24 protein-coding genes are annotated in these 26,625 nt (G+C 71.5%); 9 read left to right on the forward strand and 15 right to left on the reverse strand.

What is annotated here, in order from left to right; translation table 11 throughout:
* Positions 1–10: 10 nt before the first annotated feature.
* Positions 11–496, reverse strand: a complete 486-nt coding sequence (locus QRX50_RS33735) for a hypothetical protein (protein WP_285967151.1) — start codon at positions 494–496, stop codon at positions 11–13.
* A gap of 55 nt (positions 497–551) precedes the next feature.
* Here QRX50_RS33735 and QRX50_RS33740 point away from each other — a divergent pair, with 55 nt between their 5' ends.
* The gene (locus QRX50_RS33740; RefSeq protein WP_285967152.1) at positions 552–1,304 is read left to right on the forward strand and encodes an FHA domain-containing protein; all 753 of its coding nucleotides are present in this window, start codon (positions 552–554) and stop codon (positions 1,302–1,304) included.
* A gap of 32 nt (positions 1,305–1,336) precedes the next feature.
* On the opposite strand, the gene QRX50_RS33745 is transcribed toward QRX50_RS33740, so the two are convergent.
* Positions 1,337–1,702, reverse strand: a complete 366-nt coding sequence (locus QRX50_RS33745) for a DUF2568 domain-containing protein (RefSeq protein WP_285967153.1) — start codon at positions 1,700–1,702, stop codon at positions 1,337–1,339.
* Positions 1,703–1,754: 52 nt separating this feature from the next.
* Positions 1,755–2,879: an alpha/beta hydrolase gene (locus QRX50_RS33750; protein ID WP_285967154.1), complete on the reverse strand. Its 1,125-nt coding sequence runs from the start codon at positions 2,877–2,879 to the stop codon at positions 1,755–1,757.
* A gap of 181 nt (positions 2,880–3,060) precedes the next feature.
* Here QRX50_RS33750 and QRX50_RS33755 point away from each other — a divergent pair, with 181 nt between their 5' ends.
* From QRX50_RS33755 to QRX50_RS33780, 6 genes are all read left to right on the forward strand, one after another.
* On the forward strand, positions 3,061–3,993 hold the full coding sequence (locus QRX50_RS33755; RefSeq protein WP_285967155.1) for a MurR/RpiR family transcriptional regulator: 933 nt from the start codon (positions 3,061–3,063) through the stop codon (positions 3,991–3,993).
* A 114-nt stretch (positions 3,994–4,107) separates the two neighbouring features.
* Positions 4,108–4,884, forward strand: coding sequence for a hypothetical protein (locus tag QRX50_RS33760; protein WP_285967156.1), 777 nt, complete (start codon positions 4,108–4,110; stop codon positions 4,882–4,884).
* 630 nt (positions 4,885–5,514) lie between these two features.
* Complete coding sequence (locus tag QRX50_RS33765; RefSeq protein ID WP_285967157.1) at positions 5,515–6,807, forward strand: sugar ABC transporter substrate-binding protein; 1,293 nt, start codon at positions 5,515–5,517, stop codon at positions 6,805–6,807.
* The gene (locus tag QRX50_RS33770) at positions 6,804–7,790 is read left to right on the forward strand and encodes a carbohydrate ABC transporter permease (protein ID WP_285967158.1); all 987 of its coding nucleotides are present in this window, start codon (positions 6,804–6,806) and stop codon (positions 7,788–7,790) included. Before QRX50_RS33765 ends, QRX50_RS33770 begins: the two co-directional genes overlap by 4 nt.
* Complete coding sequence (locus QRX50_RS33775) at positions 7,787–8,617, forward strand: carbohydrate ABC transporter permease (RefSeq protein ID WP_285967159.1); 831 nt, start codon at positions 7,787–7,789, stop codon at positions 8,615–8,617. The genes QRX50_RS33770 and QRX50_RS33775 overlap by 4 nt, the downstream gene beginning before the upstream one ends.
* A 3-nt stretch (positions 8,618–8,620) precedes the next feature.
* A complete protein-coding gene (locus QRX50_RS33780) occupies positions 8,621–10,057 on the forward strand; it encodes a glycoside hydrolase family 3 protein (RefSeq protein ID WP_285967160.1) in 1,437 nt (478 codons plus the stop codon).
* 47 nt (positions 10,058–10,104) lie between these two features.
* Here QRX50_RS33780 and QRX50_RS33785 read toward each other — a convergent pair whose 3' ends face one another.
* The 10 genes from QRX50_RS33785 to glyA all read right to left on the reverse strand — a co-directional run bounded on the left by QRX50_RS33785 (position 10,105) and on the right by glyA (position 22,239).
* Positions 10,105–11,127, reverse strand: a complete 1,023-nt coding sequence (locus tag QRX50_RS33785; protein WP_285967161.1) for a zinc-dependent alcohol dehydrogenase — start codon at positions 11,125–11,127, stop codon at positions 10,105–10,107.
* A gap of 405 nt (positions 11,128–11,532) precedes the next feature.
* The gene (locus QRX50_RS33790; protein WP_285967162.1) at positions 11,533–12,369 is read right to left on the reverse strand and encodes an oxidoreductase; all 837 of its coding nucleotides are present in this window, start codon (positions 12,367–12,369) and stop codon (positions 11,533–11,535) included.
* A gap of 58 nt (positions 12,370–12,427) precedes the next feature.
* Entirely contained in the window at positions 12,428–12,907 is a 480-nt protein-coding gene (locus tag QRX50_RS33795; protein WP_285967163.1) for a hypothetical protein, read from the reverse strand.
* A 12-nt stretch (positions 12,908–12,919) separates the two neighbouring features.
* Positions 12,920–15,364 (reverse strand): GcvT family protein, encoded by a 2,445-nt coding sequence (locus QRX50_RS33800; RefSeq protein WP_285967164.1) that lies wholly within the window; start codon positions 15,362–15,364, stop codon positions 12,920–12,922.
* Between the two features lie 14 nt (positions 15,365–15,378).
* Complete coding sequence (gene purU / locus QRX50_RS33805) at positions 15,379–16,221, reverse strand: formyltetrahydrofolate deformylase (RefSeq protein WP_285967165.1); 843 nt, start codon at positions 16,219–16,221, stop codon at positions 15,379–15,381.
* Positions 16,206–16,796: a sarcosine oxidase subunit gamma gene (locus QRX50_RS33810; RefSeq protein ID WP_285967166.1), complete on the reverse strand. Its 591-nt coding sequence runs from the start codon at positions 16,794–16,796 to the stop codon at positions 16,206–16,208. The genes purU and QRX50_RS33810 overlap by 16 nt, the downstream gene beginning before the upstream one ends.
* Positions 16,786–19,419 carry a 2Fe-2S iron-sulfur cluster-binding protein gene (locus QRX50_RS33815; RefSeq protein ID WP_285967167.1) on the reverse strand — a complete coding sequence of 878 codons (2,634 nt, stop codon included), beginning with the start codon at positions 19,417–19,419 and terminating at the stop codon, positions 16,786–16,788. Before QRX50_RS33815 ends, QRX50_RS33810 begins: the two co-directional genes overlap by 11 nt.
* The gene (locus QRX50_RS33820) at positions 19,416–19,694 is read right to left on the reverse strand and encodes a sarcosine oxidase subunit delta (protein ID WP_220240537.1); all 279 of its coding nucleotides are present in this window, start codon (positions 19,692–19,694) and stop codon (positions 19,416–19,418) included. Before QRX50_RS33820 ends, QRX50_RS33815 begins: the two co-directional genes overlap by 4 nt.
* Positions 19,695–19,702: 8 nt before the next feature.
* A complete protein-coding gene (locus QRX50_RS33825; protein WP_285967168.1) occupies positions 19,703–20,935 on the reverse strand; it encodes a sarcosine oxidase subunit beta family protein in 1,233 nt (410 codons plus the stop codon).
* Positions 20,932–22,239: a serine hydroxymethyltransferase gene (glyA, locus tag QRX50_RS33830; RefSeq protein ID WP_285967169.1), complete on the reverse strand. Its 1,308-nt coding sequence runs from the start codon at positions 22,237–22,239 to the stop codon at positions 20,932–20,934. The genes QRX50_RS33825 and glyA overlap by 4 nt, the downstream gene beginning before the upstream one ends.
* Positions 22,240–22,319: 80 nt before the next feature.
* Here glyA and QRX50_RS33835 point away from each other — a divergent pair, with 80 nt between their 5' ends.
* On the forward strand, positions 22,320–22,982 hold the full coding sequence (locus QRX50_RS33835; RefSeq protein ID WP_285967170.1) for a GntR family transcriptional regulator: 663 nt from the start codon (positions 22,320–22,322) through the stop codon (positions 22,980–22,982).
* Here the strand turns inward: QRX50_RS33835 and QRX50_RS33840 are convergent.
* Complete coding sequence (locus tag QRX50_RS33840; RefSeq protein WP_285967171.1) at positions 22,979–24,100, reverse strand: aromatic ring-hydroxylating oxygenase subunit alpha; 1,122 nt, start codon at positions 24,098–24,100, stop codon at positions 22,979–22,981. The two genes, QRX50_RS33835 and QRX50_RS33840, sit on opposite strands and share 4 nt — an antisense overlap.
* Before the next feature lie 259 nt (positions 24,101–24,359).
* On the reverse strand, positions 24,360–24,941 hold the full coding sequence (locus QRX50_RS33845) for a TetR/AcrR family transcriptional regulator (RefSeq protein WP_285967172.1): 582 nt from the start codon (positions 24,939–24,941) through the stop codon (positions 24,360–24,362).
* A 197-nt stretch (positions 24,942–25,138) separates the two neighbouring features.
* Between QRX50_RS33845 and QRX50_RS33850 the strand changes: the two genes are divergently transcribed.
* A complete protein-coding gene (locus QRX50_RS33850) occupies positions 25,139–26,605 on the forward strand; it encodes an aldehyde dehydrogenase family protein (RefSeq protein WP_285967173.1) in 1,467 nt (488 codons plus the stop codon).
* Positions 26,606–26,625: the final 20 nt, after the last annotated feature.

Below are 26,625 nucleotides of genomic sequence, written 5' to 3' on the forward strand. Positions count from 1 at the left end.
CGCCGGTCCCTCAGCCCTGCACGGTCCCGCCGACGGACGCGCTGCCGCTGATGTGCGAACCGGGCGAACCCGCGCTGCCGGCGCCCGTGTGGATGCCTTCCTTGCCGTCGATGATCGAGAACATGTCGACGGTGCCCTTCGTGCCACCCGCGTAGGAGATCTCGAGCGTCCACTGGTGCGGTTTGCCGTCGGCCGGCACGGTGAGCGACTGGCGCCACGGGAGAGCCACCGCGCCGGTCTGCTTCGTCTCGCCGTCGAGCGTGTACTTGATCTGGGTCAGCTTGCCCTCGCCCGTCGCGTTGAGCACGAGGGTGTGAGGCTCACGGTCGGGCACCGAGGTCGAAGGCGGGGCGACCGAGGAGGAGGATGCGGGTGCGGACGTCGACGGTGTCGACGCCACGGGGGCCGGGTCACTCCCGCACGCGGAGAGGGCGGCGAGCAGAGCCGCGACGGCCACGGGGGCGGCGCCCGCCCGGGCTGTGGTGCGAAGATCCATGCGCGCACCGTACCGGCCTGCGACGGGACCGGTCCCCGATTCGAGAGGACCCGAGGTGACCTCCTTCCCCGCTGACGACCCCGCGTCCGAGACACCCGGCGCCGTCGTGGTCCGCGGCCTGGCGGGCACGGCCGTGGTACTGCCCGCCGAGTACGCGCGGCTGCCGTTCGGCCGGCAGCCCGGCCCGGACGGCGTGAAGGTCGGCGAGGACGACCCGCGCGTGAGCCGGGAGCACGGCGCGCTGACGTACCGGCGGGGCTGGTGGCTGCTGAGCAACTCGGGCCACACGCCGATCGAGTTCTCCCCCACGCGGCTGCTGCACTCCGACGACGAGCCTGAACCGCTGCCGGCGGGCTTCACCACGCTGCTCGTGGTCGGCTCGGGCGGGCGCAAGCACCCGCTCGAGGTCCGCGTGAACGCGCCCGACCACAACCGCCCGATGCCCGTCACCGGCCCGACCCTGCCCGGCCGGCAGTGGGACCTCACCACCACCCAGCGGCTCGTGCTCACGGTGCTCGGCCAGCAGTACCTACGGCGGGAGGTCCCGGCGCAGCCCATGAGCCGCGGCCACGTCGCCGAGATCATGGGCGAGCTCGAACCCGGCGGCGAGTGGGACGTGCGGAAGGTCGACCGCGTGATCGCCACCGTGCGCGATCGGCTCTCGGGCCAGGGCGTGCGCGGGCTCAAGCGCACAGAGGTGCCGGAGCCGATCGGGAACTCGCTCAACCACAACCTGCTGACGGAGCTGGCGATCACCACGAACTCACTGACCCGCGCCGACCTGGACGTGCTGGACCGGCTCGACTAGCCGGTGTCGCGGCGGTCAACGGCTGTGGGCAGCTAGGACCCCTTGGCGAAGACCCGCACCGCGACCGCCGTCGCCACACCGACCACCGCGAGCACGATCCCCACGACCAGCAGCCCCGACGCCGCCAGCGCGACGGCCGCCGCCGTGAACAACGCGAACTCCAGGATGAAACGTGTCGGCTCCGGCGCCCGCCGCGGCGCCTTCGGGGCCACCACGAGCGCCCAGATCGCCCCCGCCAGCACCGGCCACAGCACTCCGCCGACGACGTTCAGCAGCACACTCCCGCCCAGCCGCGCCCCGGCGACCGCCAGGCCCGCCAGCAGGGCCAGCTCCGTGCAGAACCGCACGACGAGCACGAACCCGGGCAACCCCCGCAAAGCCGGACGTGTGGTGGTCATGCCCGGCAGAATAGCGACCGGCCCGCGTCACCCGGCCGAGCTCCCCCGCCGATCAGCGCGCCGGCTTCGTCTCGAGCCAGGTCACCACTCGCGCCCACGACGGGTTCGCCGGGTCGATCACCTCGAAGTGACCCGCGCCCGCGACGTTGAAGGTCTGGTCCGCGTACGGGCTGCGGGCCTGGGCCGCCGGGATGATGTCGTCCGCGTCGCCGTGGACGACCAGCAGGGGGGCGCCCGTGTCGACCGGGGTGGCGAGGGCGTAGCGGTCCGGGACAGTGGCCGGCGTGCCGCCGAGGAGAGCGGGGACCAGACCGTCGCCGGCGAGGGCGGCGACCGCCGGCACGTATGCGGGATCCGCTGCGACGGGGGCGCCGGCCGGGGCGGGCAAGTCAGGGTCGGCCAGTTCGCGGCCGAGGCGGGCGTCGGCCGCCCCGCGCAGGTCCAGTACGCCGGCGAGGGACACGACGGCGACCGGCGTGATCTTCGGGCCCGCACCCGGCGCGGAAACGGGTAGGGCGGAACGGCCGGCGGCCCAGGCCGAGAGCTGGCCGCCGGCGGAGTGGCCGACGAGGACCACGCGCGAGACGTCGAGGGCCGGGTCGAGGGTAGCGACGGCGTCCACCGCCGCGGCGAAGTCGGTGAACGTGCCCGGCCGGCCGCCGCCGGGTTCGCCCAGGCGGCGGTACTCGACGTTCCACACCGCGTACCCGCGCGCGACTAGGTCGTCGGCCAGGCGGGTCAGCTGGCGGCGGTCGTACAGCGCGGTCCAGAACCCGCCGTGGGCGAGCACCACCACCGGGAACGGTCCGGCTCCCGCAGGCAGGTACAGCTCCCCCACCTGCGACGGCGACGGCCCATACGCAATGGTCCGGACCCTCGCACCCGCCGGGTCGTCGTAGCGGACGCCCCGCTCGGAGCTCACCAGAGTGTCGAGCGTGGCGAAGAACGCGGCGATCTCCGGCTGGTTCGCCCCCTTCGCGCGCGAGGCGTCCCACGCCGTGTCGTCGGTCCACTCGACGAAGTCCAGCCAGGTGTCCGCCGACACCCGCACCAGGCGCGCGGACACGAAGCCGCGCCGGTCCCGGCGGAACGCCTCCACCATGCCCGGGCGGGTGGCCAGCATCGCCTGGGTCCGCTCGGGACGGACCGTGAAGGTCGTCAGCTCGATCACGGACATCGTCGGCTCCTCGGGCCGAATTAGTCACTAAAAATGACTAATGAGGACCCTGGCCACACCATTCCCGGCGGGCAACCCGCGCCGCGGATCACCGGGGCGCGCCACACCGTCCACTGTGGTCCCGCACACGGCGGCACCGCGGACCACTACGATGCAGGCGAGCCGACAGGAGAGTGATCCGATGCCCGACGACGCCACCCCCGCCGACGGCGGCGATTCGCTCACCGAGCGGATCACCGGCCGCCTCGCCGGGATGTCGCGGGCCGAGCGCGCCGTCGCCGAGTACCTGCGCCACCACGCGCGCGAGGCGATCTTCGCCACCGCCGAGCAGATCGGCTCGGCCACGGGCACGAGCGACGCCACCGTGGTCCGCACCGCCAAGACGCTCGGCTACAGCGGCTTGGCCGACATGCGCCAGCACCTCGCCCGGCAGGTGGTCACCGAGACCAGCCCGTCGATCGAGCTGCGCCACCGCCAGATCGGCGAGCCGACCGGCGCGCCCACGACCGTGCTCGCGCGAGTGTTCACCGAGGCGACGGAGCGGCTGGCCGAGACCTGGCGCCTCGTCTCGGAGGAGGACTTCGAGCGGGCCGTGGACCTGCTCGCCGGCGCGCGCGAGGTGCTGGCCTTCGGCATCGGCCCGTCGAGCTTCCTCGCCGGGTACGTGGCGCTGCGCCTGGGCCGCATGGGCCGGCGCGCCCGCGCCAGCGGTGCCACCGGGTTCCGCCTCGCCGACGACCTGCTCGGCCTCGGTGAGGGCGACGTCGTGGTGCTGTTCCTGCCCAGCCGGCTCCTCGGCGACATCGAGGTGCTGCTCGACCGCACGCGCGAGGTCGGCGCGCGCACGCTGCTGATCACCGATTCGCTCGCACCCGTGTTCGGCGACCGCGTGGCCGTGGCTCTGCAGGCCACCCACTCCCCCAGCAACTTCACCGGCGAGATGCTCAGCGCCGAGGTGCTGGCCGACGCACTGCTGCTCGGGCTGGCCTCGCGCGACGAGGACCACGCCAACCGGACCTCGGAGCTGCTCACCACGTTGCGCTCGCGGCTGATCCAGGGCGACAGCCGCGACTACGTGCCGCGGCGCAAGTCGGGCAACCCCCGCAAGGGCTGACCGTACGCCCGGAATGTCCGGGGTTCACGGCCGCTGCGAACGCATTTGTACGGCGCGTGTATCGGCTCGGGCGAACCTGGTCACCACACCCACTGGGGATCAGGAGGACCGAAGATGAGAATCGCGAAACGCACGCTGGGCCTGGTCGCGTTCGCCGCGGCGCTGACGCTGTCGGGCATCGCGCCGGCGCTGGCCGCCGACGCGAGCGGCACCGTGCACACCGACTCCGGCGCGCCGCTCACCGTGCGTTCAGCGCCCGGCACCGGCGCGAGCTCCGTCGGCACCATCGCCGACGGCACCGCCGTGGTCATCGACTGCCAGACCACCGGCGACACCGTGACCGGCAAGTACGGCACCAGCAACATCTGGGACCACGTCGCCGCCAAGGGCGGCTACATCACCGACACCTACGTCTACACCGGTTCCGACGGCCGCATCGCCCCGGACTGCACCGGCGTCCCGACGCCGCCGCAGAGCACCTGCTCCACCACCGGGCTCGGTGACGCGAAGACCTGCGCGCAGGCCGTCGCCTACGCCAAGACCCGCGTGCACACCACCAACATCGCGTCCTACGACGGCTGGTGTGACCGCATCAACGCCCAGAACTACGGGTTCTCCGCCAGCGGTTCCGAGACCGCGTACGTGCACTGGACCCAGATCCCCGCGCAGTACAAGCACGCCGGCGACCAGAACGTGCCGGCCGGCGGCCTCGCCTTCTTCTCCAACGGCGGCGCGGGCCACACCATGATCTCGATCGGCGGCGGCCAGTTCCTGTCGAACGACATCCACGGCGTGGGCACCTACACCCAGACCACGATCTCGGAGATCAAGAGCAAGTGGGGCCAGACCTACCTCGGCTGGTCGCAGCCGTGGTTCAAGGTCAACCACTGACCGGTCCGGCACTGACCGATCCAGCCCCTTCACGATCCAGCACTGAACCTTCCAGCGCCGCTCGGTCCACCGCCTAACGGTCGACCCCAACCCGCTCGGGGAGCGCACCAAGGCCCCGCCCGGCACTCCGCCGGGCGGGGCCTTTCCGTGTGCCGCCCCTATGCGCGGCAGGCGTTTTCACGATGTCCCGGACAGCGGGCCTCGCCCGCCCGAACATCGATCGCGGGCTTCCGTACGCTCGCGGGGCGAGGTCCGCTCTCGTCGTCGCCCCCCGCCTCGCCGATTTCCCGCTGCCCGCCCGCCAGGCGGACCAGCCCGTACCACTGGACCGGCCCCGGTCGCCTCTCGCGGACAGCTTCTGTCCGCGTCGCGCACTCCGGCGAGGTCTTCACGAACAACCGCCACGGAGAGACAAACCCTGCCCGGTAAAGGTTTTCCGGTGCGCCACCTGCACCTTTGCGCCGCGCACCGGTAACCGCCCGGACACGCAGCGTCAAACTCCCCGTCGCATTTACAACGTCTTGGCAACCGGCTTGACACCAGCTGTGGTCCGGACCACTCTGCTCAACATTGGTCTACACCATTTGTCACTCGACCGGCCTGGGGGCCGGACACCGAAAGGACAGACAAGTGAAGCGCTGGCTCAAACTGGCGGCGGGTGCCGCCGCCCTCACCCTCGCGACAGCCGGGTGTGCCGGTTCGGGCGGCGGTGACACCGCGTCCGGCTCGGGCGGTTCGGACGGTGGCACGCTCACGGTCTGGCTCATGGACGGCTCCGCGCCGGACAGCCTCACGGGTGCCCTCAACAAGGAGTTCGAGGCGGCCCACGCCGGGGTCAAGGTGAACTACCAGATCCAGCCGTGGAACGGCATCCAGCAGAAGCTGACCACCGCGCTCGCGAGTGACACCCCGCCCGACGTGATCGAGGTCGGCAACACCCAGACCCCGGCGTTCGCCTCCGACGAGGTACTCACCGACCTGTCGGCCGACGTCAACAGCCTCAACGGCGCGCAGTGGCTGGCCGGGCTCAAGGCCTCGGGCGAGTTCAACGGCAAGACCTACGGCGTGCCGTTCTACGCCGCCAACCGCGAGGTCCTCTACCGCAAGGACATGTTCGCCCAAGCCGGCATCACCGCGCCGCCGACCTCGAACGCGGAGTGGCTCGACGACATCGCCAAGCTGAAGGCGAAGTTCGGCAGCGACAAGGACTTCCAGCCGCTCTACCTGCCGGGTCAGTACTGGTACACGCTGCTCTCGTTCATCTGGGACAACGGCGGTGACGTCGCCCAGGCGCAGGGCAAGGGCTTCAAGTCCACCCTCGACTCCGCCGGCGCCAAGGCGGGCCTCGAGTTCTACAAGCAGCTCGTGGACGCCTCCGGCACCACCGCCCCGAAGGACAACGACGAGGCCACCCCGCAGCAGGCCGGCATCTACGGCGGCGGCAAGGTCGCGATGTTCATCGGCACGCCGGGGGAGGTCGCCACGGCCGCGAAGACCGACCCGAGCATCACCGACAAGACCGGCGCGTTCCCGATCCCGAGCAAGACCGCAGGCCAGACGGCCCCGGTGTTCCTCGGTGGCTCGAACCTGGTGATCCCGCTCAACAGCAAGCACGCGGACCTCGCCAAGGACTACCTGAAGCTGCTCACCAGCACCAAGTACATGAGCCAGCTGGCCGCCGCCGGCTACGTGCCGGGCACCTCCACCGACACCAGCGCGCTGGACAAGGACCCGCTCGGCGGCGTGATGGCCAAGGCTTCGAAGAACGGCCGCGCGGTGCCGACGAGCCCGAAGTGGGGTGAAGTCGAGGCGGGCCAGAACCCGCTGAAGGACATGCTCACCGCGTACCTCACCGGGAAGAAGTCGATCGACCAGGCCACGGCTGACGCCAACGCCGCCCTCGACAAGATCATCGGCGGATGACCGCCACGAAAGTCGTGCCGATGCCGGCGGGGGCGACCCCGCCGGCATCGGCGCGCGTCACTCCGGAGAAACCGCGGCGCCGGGTCGGGATCGGCGAGCGGATGATGCCGTACCTGCTCCTCCTGCCCGCTCTCGTCGCCGTGCTGGTACTGCTCGGCTGGCCCACGATCCAGATGCTCGGCATCAGCCTGCGCAAGCTCGACCTGCACGAGCTCGTGACCGGCAAGGCCGTGTGGATCGGGTTCGACAACTACACCGAGGAGCTGACCGACCCGGAATTCTGGTCGGTCGCCGTGCGGACCGTCGTGTTCACCGCTCTGCTGGTAGCGGCCACACTGCTGGTCGCGCTGGTCATCGCGGTGCTCATGCGCCACCTCAACCCGGTGGTCCGGATCATCCTGCAGATCTCGCTCGTGCTCGCGTGGGCCGTGCCGGTGATCGCCACGACCACGGTGTTCCAGTGGATCTTCGACCAGCAGTACGGGATTTTGAACAAGACGCTGGACCGGCTGGGGTTCCACTCGTTCATCGGCTATTCGTGGTTCTCCACCGGCGCGAGCACGCTCGCGGTGATCGGGCTGCTGGTGCTGTGGCAGGCCGTGCCGTTCGTGGCCTTCACGCTGTACGCGGGCCTGCTCGGCGTGCCGCGGGAGCAGTACGAGGCCGCGGGCATCGACGGCGCCGGGCCGTGGCAGACCTTCCGCGCGGTGAGCTGGCCCGCGATTCGGCCGATCCTGACGATGGTCACGTTCCTGTCGGTGCTGTGGGACTTCAACATGTTCGGCCAGGTCTGGGCGATCCGCCAGGGCGGGCCCGACGGCGCGAGCACGACGCTCGCGATCCTGCAGTACCTCAAGGGCATCGCGGGCAGCCATTTCGGCTCGGCCGCCGCGATCGCCACCATCATGCTGGTGCTCCTGCTGCTGGTCACCGGGCGGTACGTGCAGCTGCTGGTTCGTTCGAAGGACGGTGAGCTCGCATGAGGAAGTCCCTGACCCAGCGGGTCACGCTCTCGGTGGTGGGCGTGCTCGTCGCGCTGCTGTTCTTCTTCCCGACGTACTGGATGTTCACCACGTCGCTCAAGACACCGGGCGAGGTGCTCTCGCCGAAGTACGACCTGTTCCCCACCTCCGCGACGCTGGCGAACTTCGCGTCGGCGCTCACCAAACCGGGGTTCGTGACCTACCTGAGCAACAGCCTCATCGTCACGCTCGGGGCCGTGCTCGCGGCGCTGGTCGTCGGGGTGCTGGCGGCGATCCCGCTCGCGCGGTTCCGCTTCCGCGGGCGCAAGGGGTTCCTGCTGCTGATCCTGGTCGCGCAGCTGGCGCCGCTCTCGGCGCTGTTCATCCCGATGTACCTGCTGATGCGCGACCTCGGGCTGCTCAACACGCTGCCTTCGCTGCTGCTGGTGTACTTCGCGACGTCACTGCCCTTCACCGTCTGGATGCTCTACGGGTTCATCAACGGCATCCCGTACGACCTCGAAGAGGCCGCGATGATCGACGGCTGCAGCCGCGCGGGCGCGTTCCGTCGCGTGACGCTGCCGCTGCTGGGCCCGGGCCTGGTGACCACGTCGGTGTTCAGCTTCATCACCGCGTGGAACGAGTTCCTGTTCGCGCTGGTGTTCATGCAGGACAAGCCGAAACAGACGCTGCCGGTGTGGCTCTCGTCGTTCAAGACCGCGTTCTCGGTCGACTGGGGCGGCATCATGGCGGCTTCGGTGGTGTACGCGATCCCGGCGCTGATCTTCTTCCTGATCGTGCAGCGCAAGCTGGTGTCCGGCCTCACGGCCGGCGCGGTGAAGGGGTGAGCGATGTCTGATCCTCGGGATTGGGCGGAAGCGGTGCTGCTGCCCGGTTTCGCGGGCACGACGGCGCCGGACTGGTTGCGGCGCCGTCTGGGCGAGGGCCTCGGCGGCGTGATCCTGTTCGGGCGCAACGTGGTCGACGACGAGCAGGTGGCGGCGCTGACCTCGGCGCTGCGGGCCGAACGCGACGACGTGGTGGTCGGCATCGACGAGGAGGGCGGCGACGTCACTCGCCTCGACGTGAACACCGGCTCCTTCGTGCCCGGCTCGCTCGCGCTGGGCGCGGCCGACGACCCGGAGCTCACCACGGCGGTCGCGGCGGCGCTCGGCGAGCGGCTGGCCGCGTGCGGCGTGACGGTGAACCTGGCGCCGTGCGCGGACCTGACGCTCGCGGCGGAGGACCCGATCATCGGGGTCCGCGCGTTCGGGTCGGACCCGGCGAAGGCGTCGCCGCACGTGGCGGCGTTCGTGACGGGGCTGCAGAAGTACGGCGTGGCCGCGTGCGCGAAGCACTTCCCCGGCCACGGTGCAGCAACGGAGGATTCGCACGTCGCGCTGCCTGTGCTGCCTCGGACGCCTCAGGAACTGCGGGAGATCGAGCTCGTGCCGTTCGCCGCGGCGATCTCGGCGGGCGTGCGGTCGATCATGTCCGGCCACCTCGTGGTGCGGGCGTGGGGCGAAGAACCGGCGACGTTGAACCGGGTCGCGCTCACCGACGTGCTGCGTGGCGAGCTGGGCTTCGACGGCGCGGTGATCACGGACGCGCTGGAGATGGGCGCGGTCTCCGGCTCCTACGGCCGGCACGACGGGCTCGGCAACGCCGCTGTCCGCGCGCTGGCCGCCGGTGCCGACGCGTTGTGCATCGGCGGGGCGGCGTTCGAGGCGGACACGTTGGACGCCATCACCTCCGCGATCGTGGCCGCGGTTTCGGACGGGACGCTGTCCGCGGAACGGCTCGCGGACGCAGCGGCCCGCACGGCGGCGCTGGGTACCTCGCCGACGCCCGCCGAGCTGCAGCCGGTCGACTACGCGCTGGGCATCTCGGCGGCTCGCGCGGCCCTGCGGATCCAGGGCTCGCCGCGGCTGGCGGGTGCGCCGCTGGTCGTCGACGTGAGCACCGACCCGACGATCGCGGCCGGGCCGATGCCGTGGGGCCTGGGCCCGCACCTGACGGAGCTGGTACCGGGAACTTCGGCGCTGACCGTGTCCCCCGCCGACGCCGCCTCGGTACGTGCCCGGGCTCGTGAGTTCGCGAGCGTGGTCGTGGTGACCCGGGAAGCCCACCGGCATCCGGCGGTGCTCGCCTTCCTCGCGGAACTGTCCGATGTGGACTACATCCGCGTCGAGACCGGCGTGCCCGGACCGTCGGGCCCGGGTCCGCGGATCGACACGTTCAGCGGCTCGTACGTGAGCCTGCGCGCGGCCGCGGAGTACCTCGCCTGACCCCGGTCCGTGGGCGCGGTCCCCGACCCGTGCCCACGGGCCGGCCTTCACGTCCGGTTCGGGTCGACCAGGATCTTCGGCCCCGCGCCCGGCGGGCGTCGCCCGGCGAAGACGTCGGCGACCTCGTGGAGCCCGACCGTCGCCGCGACGATCGGCCGCGGGTCGACGTCCCCGTCGGCGTAGCGGTCGATGGTCGCGTCGAGGCCGGGCGACGCGCTGAGGATCCCGACGGCGGTCACGTCCTTCAGGGCCAGCTGCCGCGTGTCGATCCCGCTCGGCTCACCGGCCAGTCCGATGTAGACGATCCGGCCCGACGGCTCCACCAGCTCCAGCGCCGCCGCCGGAACGATCGGGTCGCTGGTGGCGTCCACGACCGCGTCGACCGGCGCCGCGGGCGGCTCGCCGGCCGCGGAGAACCCCAGCCCGCGCGCGAAGGCGATGGAGCCGGCCGTGGCGCCGACCAGGTGGACCTCGGCGCCGGCCGCGCGCAGGAACATCGCGGTGAGCAGCCCGATCGTGCCCGGCCCGTAGACCGCGACCCGCATCCCGTCCTTCTCACCCAATGCGGCCTCCGCCGCCCGCAGCGCGTTCCCGCCCGGCTCGACCAGCGCGCCGGCCGTCGCGTCGAGATGCGGGGGCAGCTCGTGCAGCGACGTCACCGGCACCGCGATCTTCTCCGCCAGCGCCCCGGCCCGCCCGCCGCGGATCCCGACTTCGTGGCGGTCCGCGCACACGTGCTGGTGGCCGTTGCGGCACCGCCGGCAGTGCCCGCACCCGAGCATCGTGTCGCCGACGACCCGCCGCCCCACCCACGCGGGGTGCACACCCTCACCCGTCTCCACCACGGTGCCGCACCACTCGTGCCCGATCCGCATCGGATAACGCGCCTGGCCGTCGGCGAGGTAGTGCATCTCGCCGGTGAAGAACTCGAAGTCGGTGCCACACACCCCGGCGCGTTCCACGGCCACCACGACCTCGCCCATCACCGCGACCGGCTCCGGCACCTCGGCCACCCCGGCCTCGCCGGGCCCGGTGATGACGAAGGCCCTCACCGGTCCGGCCCAGCGCATCGACTCATGCGACCGATGCTAGTGCTCCGCGCCGCCCCCGCGGGTACTTCGAAGGGACGACCTCACTCCCCCGGAGGGAAGTCCGCCGAGCGGCTCATATCCGCCCACTTCTCGGCCTCCACCGCGCGTTCCGCGGAAGACCGCGCGGCCACCTCCACCGCACCGGCGCCCAGCAGGAGGCGGCGGGGTGGGTCAGCCTGCGCCGCACGCCTGCGGGGTACTCGGCTGCGGCTCCAGCAACGGACGGACTCAGGTCGAACGCCGCCGACGCCGCGCGCAATGCGAGACGGCGCGGCGGATCGAACGCCCCTGCGTCGCTCACCCGGCGGGGAGTCCGCCGATCGGGCGTGCCCCCACGCGGGCCTGCCCGCGCAGAGCAGACACCGGAGCACCGGGTCAGCGCAGTCACTCCCCCGGCGGGAAGTCCGCCGAGCGGCTCACATCCGCCCACTTCTCGGCCTCCGCGGCGCGTTCCGCGGAAGACCGCGCCGCCAGCTCCACCGCACCGGCGCCCAGCAGGAGGCGGCGCGGCGGGTCGGCGTGGTCGACGACGTCGACGATGATCTTGGCGGCGCGGGCGGGGTCGCCGGGCCAGGTGGCGGAGTCGGTGCGGCGGCGGTTCATCGCGCCGACCGTTTCGTCGTAGTCGGGGGTCACGGGGTCGACGCGCATGGACGAGCCGGCCCAGTCGGTGCGGAACGCGCCGGGCTCGATGATGAGGACCTTGACGCCGAAGGGAGCGACCTCGTTGGCCAGCACCTCGGAGAAGCCCTCGACCGCGAACTTGGCGGCCTGGTACGCGCCCATGCCGGGTGAGCCGCCGACGCGGCCGCCGACCGACGAGAACTGCACGACGTGGCCCGAGCGCTGGGCGCGCAGGATCGGCAGGGCGGCCTTGGTGACGTTGACGACGCCGTAGAAGTTCGCGTCCACTTGGGCGCGGAAGTCGTCGTCGGGCATTTCTTCGATGGGCGCGGAGTTGGCGTAGCCGGCGTTGTTCACCACGACGTCGAGCGAGCCGAACGCGTCCACCGCCGCCTGCACGGCCGCGCGGGCGGCCGCCGGGTCGGTGACGTCCAGGGCGATCGCGCGCACGCGGTCGCCGTAGCGACCTACGAGGTCGTCGAGCTGTTCGGGCTTGCGAGCGGTCGCGACGAGCCGGTCGCCGTGGTCGAGGACTGCTTTCGCCAGCTCCCGCCCGAAGCCGCGGGAGCTGCCGGTGATGAGCCAGGTCTTGGACATGAGTGCCTTCCGGGAGTTCGTGCCTACATCTCCATCAGACACCGATCCCAGCCGGCCGTCAACCAACCAGTTGGTTACTTAGGCCACTCCGCACCGCCTCCGTGATCCGCTCCGCCCGCGTGACGAGCCCGTCCACCTCCGGCACCGGCACCGAACCCGTCCGGCTCTCGATCGCCACCCGCGCGATCACCGCGGCCGAGCGCATCACCTCGGCCGCGGCCGCCACGTCGAGCAGCGCCACGCCGCTCACCTCGGACAAGCGCAGTTCGGCCACGGCCGGCAACGAGGCCGCCGCGGTGATCACGTCCGCGGAGGGCCGCCAGGATTCGAGACCCGACGTCCGCACCGCGAATGCGTCCTGCTCGGCCAGCCGCAGCCCGTGCATCCAGCCGCCGCAAGCACCATCGCCGGTGCGCGCAAGCAGGGCCGCGGCCTGGGCCAACGCGAGCGCCGCGACGGTCCCGCCCGCCGGCAACGCCGGCCCGACGGACGGCGTCGCCAGGGACTTCAGGGACTCGCTCGTGATCTGATCCCGCATGAAACTCACCGCTCAGCGTCGAATTCGTTCCATGCCCGGGTCGACCAGCGGCTCCGCGGCCACCGTCGCCGTGACCCGCCGTCCGAAGTACTCGATCTCCACCGCGTCCCCGATGCCGACGGTCCCCGGCAGCCACGCGTACGCGATCGGCCGCCCGACCGTGTACCCGTACGCCGCGCTGGTCACATACCCCGCGGCCGCACCGTCGACGAACACCGGTTCCTTGCCCAGCACCACCGTCCGCCCGTCGTCCACGGTCAGGCATCGCAACCGCCGCGCGGCCGTCTCCTCCGAACGGCCCTCGATCGCGTCCCGCCCCGCGAACGGACCTTTCGCCGGACGAACGGCGAACCCGACCCCGGCCTCGTACGGATCGTGCTCGGTGGTCATGTCCGTGCCCCACAGCCGGTAGCCCTTCTCCAGCCGCAAGCTGTTGAACGCCGCCCGCCCGGCCGCGATCACCCCCAGCTTTTGCCCTGCCGCCCACAACGCGTCCCACAGCCGCAGGCCGTTGTCCGCCGAGGTGTAGATCTCCCAGCCCAGTTCACCCACATAGGACAGTCGCATCGCCGTGACCGGAACCCCGGCGATCCGCGCCGAACGCGCCCGGAAGTACTTGAGCCCCGCGTGCGAGAAGTCCTCCGCCGACAACGGCTGCACCAGGTCCCGCGCGAGTGGTCCCCACACGCCGATGCAGCACGTGCTCCCGGTGCTGTCCCGAACCCGGACCCCGTCCGGCACCCGCGAGTTCAGGTACGCGACATCGAGGTTCCCGTTGATCCCCACCTGGAACACCGAAGGCTCCAGCCGCGCCACCGTGACATCACTGCGCACGCCGCCCGCGTCGTCGAGCATCAGCGTGTAGGTCACCGAACCGACGGACTTGTCGAGCTGGTTCGTCGTCAGCCCCTGCAGGAACTCCAGCGCACCCGGGCCGCTCACCTCCACGCGCTTGAGCGGCGTCATGTCGTACAGGGCCACCCCGTTGCGCGTGTGCCACGCCTCCGCCGCCACGATCGGCGAATGGAACTGCCCCGCCCACGCGTCGCGCGCCGGCGGCAGGTACTCGTGCGGCAGCCGTTTCACCAGCGGCGCGTTGGCCTCGAACCAGTGCGGCCGCTCCCAGCCGCCCGCCTCCAGGAACACCGCGCCCAGCTCCCGCTGCCGGGCGTGGAACGGGCTCACCCGCAGGTCGCGCGGCGAAAGCTTGGGCTGCAACGGGTGCAGCACGTCGTAGATCTCCACGAAGTTCTGCTGCGACGTCTCGCTCACGTACTCCGGCGCGAGCTGCACCTCCTCGAACCGGTGCACGTCCACCTCGTGCAGATCCGTCTCGGCACGACCGTGTACGAGCAGCTCCGCCACAGCCTTCGCGATGCCGGCCGAATGCGTCACCCACACCGCCTCGGCGATCCAGAACCCGCGCACGTGCTCCGACTCCCCCACCAGCGACCCACCGTCGGGAGTGAAGGAGAAGATGCCGTTGAACCCCTCCTCGACCTTCGTCCGGCCGAGCGCGGGCAGCAGCAGCTTGCTCTCCTCCCACGACGGCGCGAAATCCTCGTCGGTGAACGGCAGCATCGAAGGCATCGACGACTCCGTCACCTCGCCGTCCACGCCGGTGGGCTCGACCGGCATCGGGCGGTGGGCGTACGAGCCGATGCCGAGGCGGTCCCCGTGCTCGCGGAAGTACAGGTCCTGGTCCTGGTGACGCAGGATCGGCAGGCTCGCCTCACTCGTCTCGGTGTTGCGCCCCACCAGTTCCGCGATCTGGCCGGTCTTCGCGTACTGGTGTGCGAGCGGGAGCAGCGGGACGTCCATCCCCGCCAGCGCACCGAGCTCGCGGCCCCAGAACCCGGCGCACGACACCACGATGTCGGCCGCGAACCCGCCCTGGTCCGTTTCGACCCCGGTCACCCGGCCGCCGGCCTGCTTGAGACCGGTCACCTTGGTCGACCCCACGAACCGCGCGCCCCGCGACTCGGCGCGGCGGGCCAGTGCGACGACCGCGCGCGAGGCCTTCGCCAGCCCGTCGGTCGGCACGTACAGCGCGCCGTGGATCCGCGAGCCGTCGAGCAGCGGCCAGCGCCGCACACACTCGTCGACGTCGATGAGGTGCGCCTCGACGCCCCACGACGTGGCCCAGCCGTGCTTGCGGTGCAGGTCCTGCCACCGCGCCGGCGTGCTCGCCACCTCCATGCCGCCGACCTGGTTGAAGCACGGCAGCCCGTCGACCTCCAGGTCGCCGAACTTCTCGACGGTGTAGCGCGCGAACTCGGTCATCGTCTTCGACGGGTTGGTCTGGAACACGAGACCGGGCGCGTGCGAGGTGGAGCCGCCGGTCAGCGGCAGCGGCCCCTGGTCCAGCACGGTGACGTCGGTCCAGCCGCGCGCGGTGAGCTCGTCGGCGAGGTTGGCGCCCACGATGCCGGCGCCGATGATCACGACTCGGGACATGAGAAGAACACTCCTTACCGGAAGACGACGGTGCTGTTGCCGTTGAGCAGGACACGCCGTTCGCTGTGCCAGCGGACCGCTCGCGACAGGGCGAGCGCCTCCGCGTCACGCCCGACGGTCACCAGCTCCCGCGGCGAGTACGTGTGGTCCACGCGCTGCACCTCCTGCTCGATGATCGGGCCCTCGTCGAGGTCGGCCGTGACGTAGTGCGCGGTCGCGCCGACGTACTTCACGCCCCGGTCGTAGGCCTGGTGGTAGGGCTTCGCGCCCTTGAAGCCCGGCAGGAACGAGTGGTGGATGTTGATCGCGCGGCCCGCGAGCTTGCCGCACAGCTCGTCCGAGAGCACCTGCATGTACCGGGCGAGCACGACGAGGTCGATCTCGTGTTCCCACAGCAGGTCCAGCAGCCGCTGCTCGGCCCCGGCCTTCGTCGCCGGCGTCACCGGCACGTGCTCGAACCGCACCCCGGCGGCCTCGGCCATCGGACGCAGGTCCTCGTGGTTCGACACCACCAGCGCGACCTCCGCGCCCAGGCTGCCGGCGCGCCACCGGAACAGCAGGTCGTTGAGGCAGTGCCCGAACTTCGACACCATCACCAGCAACCTAGGAGCCGTGCCGTCGGCGAACTCGAACTCCATGGCGAAGTCACCGGCCACCGGCACGAACGCCCGCCGGAGATCGTCCACAGTGGCCGGCACGGAACACGTGAAGGAGGTGCGCAGGAACAAGGAGCCGCGCACGTCGTCGTCGAACTGCTGGTGCTCGACGATGTCGCACCCGCGCTCCAGCAGGAACGTGGTGACGGCGTGGACGATGCCAGCGCGTTCGGGGCAGTTGAGCGTCAGCGTGAAGGCCACGGTGCCTCCTCGGTGTACTCGGTGGCGGCGTCGGCCAGCCACGCGGCGAAGTAGGGCGCGAAGGACTGCCGTACGAGCACGGTGAACTCGCCGGCTTCGCGGACCAGCAGCACGATCCCCGTGCGGGCCAGCAACGTCTGCACGCAGGTCCCGGGCGGCGACACGGCCGGGTCGAGGTCGATCGCGCAGCCGTGCGCGAGCACGTCGCGCACGGCCGGCCCGGCCAGCCGGACGGTGGTGCGCTGCGCCGACGTGTCGGTCACCGCGCCCACCACGATCGCCGGCCGCAGATCCGGTTCGGTCACCGCGCCGGGTCCGGCGAGGACGAGGTATTCGTCCGGGCCCAGCCACAACACGTCGACGGCGCCGAAGGGCCCGGCGCCCGAGGTGAAGGTGCACGGCTCGGCCGGCAACGGCACCCCGAGCACCTCCCCCACGGCGTCGTGGCCTTCACGCACCCGCACGGTGAGCTGCGTCAGGAACGGCCGTTCCTCCGCGATCACGGCCGGCGCGAGAGCGGCCAGCACGGCCGCGTGGTCCGCGAGCGGGGCGCGGCGCATCAGGTCAACCGTCACGACGGGTCCCCTCCTTGTCGAACAGCACGGATTCCGTCACGGTCACCGGCACCACGGCGGCGCCGACCGGCACGTACAGCGTCTGGCCGACGCGTTCCCGCCCGGACCGCACGAGGGCGAGGGCGAAGGTGCGGCCCAGCGCGGCGCTGCGGTAGCTGGACGTGACGTGGCCGAGCATGCGCACCGGCGGCTCGGGTACGTGGTCGGTCTCGATGAGCTGCGAGCCTTCCGGCAGCAGCACGGCCGGGTCCTGCGGCAGCAGGCCGACGAGCTGCTTGCGGTCGGGCCGCAGGTTCTCCGCGCGTGTGAAGGACCGTTTGCCCAGGAAGTCGGGCTTCTTCTTCGACACGGCCCAGCTCATGCCGAGGTCCTGCGGCGTCACCGTCGCGTCGGTCTCCTGGCCGATGATCGGGTAGCCCTTCTCGGCGCGCAGCACGTGCATGGTTTCCGTGCCGTACGGCGTGATCCCGTCCTCGGCGCCGGCCGCCAGCAGCGCTTCCCACAGCGTGATCCCGTGCCACGAGGGCACGTTGATCTCGTACGCCAGCTCACCGGAGAAGCTGATCCGGCAGACGCGGGCGTCGATGCCGGCGACCTCGGCGTCCTGCCAGGTCATGAAGCCGAACGCGTCGTTCGACACGTCGAGGCCGGGCGCCACCTTCGCCAGTACCGCGCGCGAACGCGGGCCGACGAGCGGGATCGTGGCCCAGTGCTCGGTCACCGACGTGGCGAACACGCGCAGGTGCGGCCACTCGGTCTGCAGCCACTCCTCCATCCACTCGAGGACCATCGCCGCGTTGCCGGTGGTCGTGGTGACGAGGAACCGGTCCTCGGCCACGCGGATCACGGTGCCGTCGTCGATGACCATGCCGTCGACCCCGCACATCACGCCGTAGCGGATGCGGCCGACCTTGAGCGAGCTCATCAGGTTCGTGTAAAGCAGGTCGAGGAACGCCGCGGCGTCCGGGCCCTGCACGTCGATCTTGCCGAGTGTGGAGCCGTCCATCAGCGCGACGCCGGTACGGGCGGCGCGGCATTCGCGCAGCACGGCCGTTTCGAGGTCCTCACCGGGCCGCGGGTAGTACCACGGCCGTTTCCACTGGCCGACGTTCTCGAACTCCGCGCCGTGCGCGACGTGCCACGGGTGCAGCGCCGTCACCCGCACCGGGTCGTGCAGGTCGCCGCGGTTGCGCCCGGCGAGGGCGGCGAACGGCACGGAGGTGTAGGGCGGGCGGAACGTCGTCGGCCGCTGCTCGGCCAGGTCGCGCCCCAGCGCCTCGGCAGTGATGCCCGCCGCGAGCAGCCCGGACGTCTTGCCCTGGTCGTGCGCGGTGCCGATCGTCGTGTAGCGCTTCACGTGCTCCAGCGACCGCAGACCGGCGCCAGTCGCGCGCAGGACGTCGGACACGGTGGCGTCGCGCTGCAGGTCGACGAACCGGGTGTCCACTTCGGACTCCGCTGCCGGGACCTGCCACAGCACCTTCACCTCAGGCAGGCCTTCTCCCGCCGCGCTGCCGACCACGCGGACGGTCGGCAGGTCACCGTCGGGCACGTAGGCGCCGAGCTCGGGTGCGTAGCGCAGCGTGCCGCGGGCCTGGCTGAACAGGTGCACGGCCGGATTCCAGCCGCCGGACACGAGCAGCAGGTCGCAGGCGAAGCGATCCCCTTGGGTGGCCCCGAGTTCCGCGACGACCGCCGACGTGACGCGGTCACCGCCCGCGGTGCCGACGATCCCGTGCCCGGTCCGGATCTCGATGCCCCGGGCCGCGGCGTCTTCCCTCAGCCGGGCGGACACCGTGTCGCGCGCGTCGGCGATCACCGCGATCCGCGCGCCGGCGTCGGCGAGGTCGAAGGCCACCGCGTAGGCGCTGTCGTTGGTGGTGAACACGACCGCGCGCTGGCCCGCGAGCACGCCGTAGCGGTTCAGGTACGTCCGCGCCGCGCCGGCGAGCATGATGCCCGGCCGGTCGTTGTCGGGAAACACCACGGGCCGCTCGTGCGCACCGGTCGCGAGCACGATCCGCTTCGCGCGGATCCGCCACACGCGCCGGCGCGAGATCCGCTCGGGCGCGGCGTTCTCGCCGCGTCGTTCCAGCGCCAGTACGAACCCGTCGTCGTACACGCCGAACGCCGTCGTGCGCGAAAGGAACCGGACGCCGCCGGGGATTTCCCCGCTCGGTTCGGGCTGGTCGTCGACGAGGAGCACTCGTCCGGAGGCCTCGGCCGCGGCGGCCCGTCCGGCCGGTCCGGCGCCGACGACCAGGACGTCGCAGTGAATGTGTTCGGCGTCGTAGCGCGCCGGGTCGGGCTCGGTGGCGAGCCGGCCCTGCCCGGACAGGCCGCGGGCGACCAGGCCGTCGTACAGCTCGACCGTGGTCGCGCTGAGCATCGGCTCCGGGAACGGCGCTTCGATCTGCACGAGCGCGGTCGGGTCCTCGACGCCGGCCGCGACAATCCCGCGCGGGCGCGCGTACTTGATGCTCGTGGCCACCTGGTGCACGCCGTTGGCGAGCAGGGCCGAAGCGAGGGTGTCGCCGCGGAAGCCGGTCAGCTCCCGGCCGTCGAAGGTGAACTTCAGCGGGGCCGCGCGGTCGACGACACCGCGGTCGGGCAATCGGGTCACGGGATCACCGGCCTGGGCTCGTCGAGGCGGTAGACCGCCAGGAGGTCGTGGGTGCGGGTGTCGCGCACGGCGTTGAACCAGCGGCGGCAGCCCGCGCTGTGGGTCCACCGCTCGGGCAGCGGGCCGCTCGGGTTGGCGCGGAAGAAGACGAACTTCGCCCAGTCCTCGTCCGACAGCGCGGCCGGATCCTGCGGGTAGGCGACGTGCGCCTGGCCGCCGTAGTGGAACTCGGTCTCCTCGCGGGGACCGCACCACGGGCACGGGATGAGTTGCACGGGAGCTCCTAGTGGGCGACGGCGGCGGCGCCGTGCTCGTCGACGAGGGCGCCGGTGGTGAACCGGTCGAGGGTGAACGGCTCGGCGTACGGGTGCGGCTTGCCTTTCGCCACGGTGTGGGCGAAGCAGTCACCGACGCCGGGTGTGGCCTTGAACCCGCCGGTGCCCCAGCCGCAATTGAGGTAGAGATTCTCCACGGGCGTGAGGCCGACGATCGGCGACGCGTCGGGCGTGACGTCCACGATCCCCGCCCACGTGCGCAGCAGGTGCGCCCGCGCGAACACCGGGAACAGCTCCAGCGCGGCGGCCATCTGGTCCTCGATGATGTGGAACGCGCCGCGCTGCCCGTAGCCGGCGTAGGAGTCGATGCCGGCTCCCATCACGAGCTCACCCTTGTGCGCCTGGGACACATACACGTGCACGGCGTTCGACATGACCACGGTCGGGTGCACCGGTTCGAGCAGCTCCGAGACCAGCGCCTGCAACGGGTGCGACACCAGCGGCAGGTCGAACCCCGCCATTTTCGCCACCACGGACGAGTGCCCTGCGGCGCACAGCGCGACCTTGCCGGCGGCGATCCGGCCGCGAGTCGTGTCGACCGCGGTGACCCGGCCGGCCGCGGTCTCGATGCCAGTGACCTCGCAGTCCTGGATGAGGTCGACGCCCAGCGCGGCCGCGGCGCGCGCGAAACCCCACGCGACGTAGTCGTGCTTCGCGATCCCCGCGCGCGGCTGGTACGTGGCGCCGAGCACCGGGTAACGCACGTCGGGCGAGGTGTTGACGATCGGGCAGATCTCCTTGACCCCGGCCGCGTCGACCCACTCGGCGTCGATGCCGTTGAGCTTGTTGGCCTCCACTCGGCGCACGCTGTCGCGCACGTCCTGCAGGCCGTGCGCGAGGTTGAGCACGCCGCGCTGGCTGAACAGGATCGGGTAGCCGAGGTCCTCTTCGAGGCCTTCCCACAGCTTCAGCGAGTGCTCGTAGATGCCGGAGCTCTCGTCCCACAGGTAGTTGGAGCGGATGATGGTTGTGTTGCGGGCCATGTTGCCGCCGGCGAGCCAGCCTTTCTCCAGCACGGCGACGTTGGTGATGCCGTGGACCTTCGCGAGGTAGTAGGCGGTGGCGAGGCCGTGACCTCCGCCGCCCACCACGACGACGTCGTAGGAGCGCTTCGGGTCCGGGTTGTCCCAGAGGAAATCGGGGTGTTCGGGCAGGTCGGCGCCGGGGGCCGTCGGGTTCACTGCGGGGCCTCCAAGTCCGGGTAGAGCGGGAAACGACCGGTGAGCGCGGCCACGCGGGCGCGCAGTTTCTCCACCACGGCCTCGTCGGAACCGGGCAGCAGCACCGTGGCGACGATGTCCGCGACCTCCCGGAACTCGTCGTCACCGAAGCCGCGCGTGGCCAGCGCAGGGGTGCCGATGCGGATGCCGGAGGTGACCATCGGCGGGCGCGGGTCGAACGGCACCGCGTTGCGGTTGACCGTGATCCCGACCGAGTGCAGGCGGTCTTCGGCTTGCTTGCCGTCCAGTTCGGAATCGCGGAGGTCGGCGAGCACCAGGTGCACGTCGGTGCCGCCGGTCAGCACGGAAATCCCCGCTGCCCTGGTGTCCTCGGCCAGCAGCCGCTCGGCGAGCAGCTTCGCGCCGCGCAGCGTGCGGGCCTGGCGCTCGGCGAACTCCGGCTCGGCGGCCATCTTGAACGCCACCGCCTTCGCCGCGATCACGTGCTCCAGCGGGCCGCCCTGCTGCCCGGGGAAGACCGCGGAGTTCACCTTCTTCGACAGCTCCGGGTCGTTCGTGAGCACCACACCGCCGCGCGGGCCGCCGAGGGTCTTGTGCGTGGTGGTGGTCGTGACGTGCGCGTGGGGCACCGGCGACGGGTGCAACCCGGCGGCCACGAGGCCGGCGAAGTGGGCCATGTCGACCATCAGGTACGCGCCGACCTCGTCGGCGATCGCCCGGAACCGCGCGAAGTCCAGCTGCCGCGGGTAAGCCGACCAGCCGGCGATGATCAGCTTCGGCCGGTGCTCCCGCGCGAGCCGCGCGACCTCGTCCAGGTCCACGCGGAAGTCCTTTTCGGACACCTCGTAGGCCGCGACTTCGTAGAGCAGGCCCGAGAAGTTGAGCCGCATGCCGTGGGTGAGGTGCCCGCCGTGGGCGAGCGAGAGGCCGAGGATGCGGTCGCCAGGCTCGAGCAGCGCGGCCATGGCGGCGGCGTTGGCCTGCGCGCCCGAATGCGGCTGCACGTTGGCGAAGCGGGCGCCGAAGAGCTCCTTCACGCGCTCGCGCGCCAGGTTCTCCAGCACGTCCACGTGCTCACACCCGCCGTAGTAGCGCCGGCCGGGGTAACCCTCGGCGTACTTGTTGGTGAGCACCGAGCCCTGGGCCTGCAGCACCGACAGCGGCGCGAAGTTCTCACTGGCGATCATCTCCAGCGTCGACTGCTGGCGACGCAGCTCCGCGCCGATCGCGGCGGCCACGTCCGGGTCGAAGTCCTGCAGAGAGCGGCCGAGCACGGCGGCCGCTTCCCCGATCGTCGAGGTCATTCCTGCCTGCTTCCGTTGCATACCTTCAGAACTGGCTGGTCGACTTCTGATATATCAATCTTCGATGTAGAGTAGGCGGGGTGCGCACCCAGGTCAACAGCCCCGTCCCGGTCAGCGGCCCGTCACTCGCGGAACAGGCCTACCTGTTCATCCGCGACCGCCTCGTCATGCTCGACATCAAACCGGGCGACCCGATCAACGAAGACTGGCTCGGCAGCACACTCGGCATGGGCCGCACGCCCGTGCGCGAGGCGCTCAAACGCCTCGAGACCGAGCACCTCGTGGTCGCCTACCCGCGCCGCGGCACCTTCGCCACCGACGTGAACATCTCCGACCTCGCGCACATCTCCGAGGTGCGTCGCACACTGGAGCCGATGGCGACGACGGCCGCGGCCGAGCGCGCGTCGGACGCCGACCGCGCCGGCCTCACGGTGCTGCGTGAGCAGCTCGACGCGGCGAACCCAGCCGACAACACCGAGCTGCTGCGCACCGACCTCGAACTGCACCGCGCGATCTACTCCTGCGTGCACAACCCGTTCCTCGAGGACACTCTGATCCACTACGACAACCTCGCCACCCGCATCTGGTGTGTGTTCCTGCCGCGCCTGCGCGGCATGGCCGGCCACGTGAACGAGCACCTGCCGCTGCTCACGGCGATCATCGAGGGCGACGCGAAGAAGGCCGCCGACCTCACGCTCGACCACGTGACCGGGTTCGAGCAGGCGATCCGCGCGCTGATCTAACCTTGGGTCCGCGCGCGGACCCAATCGTGGAACGCACCGATGTGGTGCTCGCTCGGCACGAGCACCCCGCCGCGCGCGTAGGAACGCGAGCCCATCGCGAGCTGGCACCGTTCGCACGCCTCGAAGTCCTGCAGGTTCACGCGGTGGAACAGCTCCACCGAGCGGTCGAGGTCCACTCCGGACTCCACGACCTCCGGCAGGTAGAGCCAGTCGCACACCACGAGCGTGCGGTCGGGTGCGAGCGGGAACATCCGGTGCAGGATCACGTGGTCCGGCACGAGGTTCACGAACACCTGCGGGCGGATGGTGATCGCGTAGTACCGGCGGTCCTGGTGCTCCCCCACGCCCGGCAGCCGCGCGACGCCGGCGCTGCCGTCCACGGTGAACCCGGCGATCTGTTCGCCGAACTCCGCGCCGTGGCCCACGTAGTACTGCGCGGCGTAGCCGTCGGCGAACTCAGGCAGCACCTCGGTGAGCTCCGGGTGGATCGTCGCGCAGTGGTAGCACTCCATGAAGTTCTCGATGATCTGCTTCCAGTTGGCCTTCACGTCGTACTCGATGCGCCGGCCCAACGCGAGCCCGTCGAGCCCGTACGCCTCGATCTCCCCCGGGCCGCCGAGCCGGTCCGAGACGTCGGCCATCACCGTGGCCTCGAACGACGGCGGTTCCTCGGCCAGGCACACCCACGCGTAACCGAGCCACTCGCGCACGGCGAGCTTCGTGAGCCCGTACTCTGTGCGGTCGACGTCGGGCATGCCGGTGAGGTTCGGCGCGGCGATGAGCTTGCCGTCGAGGCCGTAGGTCCACGCGTGGTACACGCATTGGATCGCGCGCTTCACCTGCCCGCTCTTCTCGGTGCACAGGCGCGCGCCGCGGTGGCGGCACACGTTGAGGAACGCGTTCACCTTCCCGTCGCGGCCGCGGGCGACGAGCACGCTCTCGCGGCCGATCTGCACCGTCTCGAACGTCCCCGCGGTCGGCAGGTCCGCGGTGCGCACGGCGCAGAACCAGTCCGTTTCGAAGATCCGCTCCTGCTCGCGGGCGAAGACCCCCGGGTCGGTGTAGTGGCGGCCGGACAGCGTCGGCAGGAGGCTCTGCGGGAGGTCGGTGGTGGTCACCGGCGGTGCTCCTCTCGGGGCGGGACGGTCGGTGCGAGCTTGCTCGACAGGGGAAGCCGCGCGGGAAAACGGCAGAAGTCACGGGGAGAGGCACCGCCGCGTTGATGTTGCGCAGGACGCGCCGAGTTGCCCTCTCCGGAACACAATGCGGGCGCTCGACGGCGCTGTCAAGAACGGGATTTTCGCGTCACCCGATTACCGGACGCCGCCACGAACCCGGTGTGCGGAAGCGGTTTCGGCGCTACCCCAACGAAAGCCGTCAGGCCGGCGGGCCCTCGATGGCGCGCCGGAAGAGGGCCTCGATCTCCGGCCGGGTCGGCGGCGGGTCGGCCAGCGCCGCCTGCATGAGCAGGCCGCAGAACAACCCGGCGAGCAGCCGGCCGGTCAGCGGGTCGGTGCGGGTGGAGAAGAACTTGATCAGGGCGTCGTCCCACGCGGCGCTCGCCGGACGCAGCCGCGGCCGGTGCAGCGCGGCGACGTAGAGGTCGTACTCGACGACCGTATGCGGGTAGAGCTCGTGGATGTAGCCCATCACCAGATCGGCCAACGCCGCGGCGAAATCGGCCTCCGGGTCGAGCGCCTGCTCCCACTCCCGCAGCTCGCGGACGTTGTTCGCGGCGGCCTCGTGCAGCGCGACCTCGAGCAGGTCGTCGAGCGTCGCGAAGTGGTAGGTCGTGGAGCCGAGCGGCACCCCGGCCGCCGCCGCGACCGCGCGGTGGGTCAGCCCGTCGATGCCGCGTTCGGCCACGACCTCGATGGCCGCCTTCGCGATCCGGGCGCGCCGCTCGGGGTCGTTGGGGCCGCGCAGCTTCCTGCGCCCGGCGGTGTCACGCGTCGTCATCGCCGCCAAGCTCCTTCACTCACCGGTCTCGTCGGGCACCACCGATCGTCGCACGACCTCGCGCGAACGCCCGGTGTCGGCGCCGAGAACTCGTTGTGGACATGTGTACACGCTTAGCGTACAAATGTACGCACTCGAAGTGCCGCGCGTCACACCCCGCGCGGCAAAAGGCTGCGCGAGCTGCTTGGGAAGGCCTGATGAAGGACCTCCACATCGACGGAATCTGGACCGACGCGGCCGACGAGGCGCGCTCGGAAGTGCTCAACCCCGCCAGCGGCGAAGTGCTGGCCGCCGTGGCGGTGGCGGGTCCCGCCGAGGTCGGCGCGGCCGTGACCGCGGCCCGCCGCGCGTTCGACGGCGGGCCCTGGCGAAGAACGACCGCGGCCGACCGCGCGGACCTGCTCACCCGCATCGCCGCGCTGCTGCAGCGCGACCGCGAGGACCTGGCCCGCACCGAAACGCTCGACACCGGCAAGACCCTGGCCGAGGGCCGCATCGACATCGACGACGTCACCGCGGTCTTCCGCTACTACGCGGCGCTGGCCGCGCACGACGCCGGACGCGTGGTGGACACCGGCGACCCGCGCGCGATCAGCCGGATCACGCACGAACCGGTGGGCGTCTGCGCGCTCATCGCGCCGTGGAACTACCCGCTGCTGCAGATGTCGTGGAAGCTCGCCCCGGCGCTGGCCGCGGGCAACACCACCGTGCTCAAGCCGAGTGAGGTCACCCCGCTGTCCACGATCCGGCTCGTCGCGCTCGCCGAAGAAGCGGGCGTGCCGCCCGGGGTGGTGAACCTGCTGCTCGGTCCGGGTGCCGTCGGCGCGGCCCTGGTGGAGCACGCCGGCGTCGACCTCGTGTCCTTCACCGGCGGGCTCGCCACGGGCGAGAAGATCATGACCGCGGCCGCGCGCGGGGTCCGGCGCGTGGCACTCGAACTGGGTGGCAAGAACCCCAACGTGGTGTTCGACGACACCGATTTCGAGACCGCGCTGGACTACGCCTTGGCCGCCGCGTTCGTCCACTCCGGACAGGTCTGCTCGGCCGGCGCGCGGCTGATCGTGCAGGACGGCGTGCACGACCGCTTCGTCGCCGAGCTCGCCGCGCGGGCCGACCGGATCCGCATCGGCGACGGGCTCGACCCCGCCAGCGAAACGGGCCCGCTCGTGTCCGAACAGCACCGGGCGAAGGTCGAGGGCTACATCGCCGGCGCGATCGGGGCGGGGGCGAAGCTGTGCGCGGGCGGCGGCCGGCCCGACGATCCCGCGTTGCAGCGGGGGTTCTTCTTGCGCCCCACCGTGTTCTCCGGCTGCACCCGCGACATGGCGGTGGTGCGGGAGGAGGTCTTCGGGCCGGTGGTGACCGTCGAGCGGTTCACCGACGAGGCCGGGGCGATCACGCTCGCCAACGACACCGACTACGGGCTCGCCGGTGCCGTGTGGACGTCGGACGCGGGGCGAGCGCAGCGCGTGGCCGGGGCTCTTCGCCACGGCACCGTGTGGATCAACGACTACCACCCCTACCTGCCACAGGCGGAGTGGGGCGGGTTCGGCCGGTCGGGCATCGGCCGGGAGCTCGGCCCCTCGGGGCTGGCGGAGTACCGCGAGACCAAGCACGTCTACCACAACATCGACCCCGTGCCGCAGCGCTGGTTCAAAGGCTGATTCCTCCCCTCCCCTTGATC

Source organism: Amycolatopsis sp. 2-15, assembly GCF_030285625.1.
Taxonomy (GTDB): Bacteria; Actinomycetota; Actinomycetes; order Mycobacteriales; family Pseudonocardiaceae; genus Amycolatopsis; species Amycolatopsis carbonis.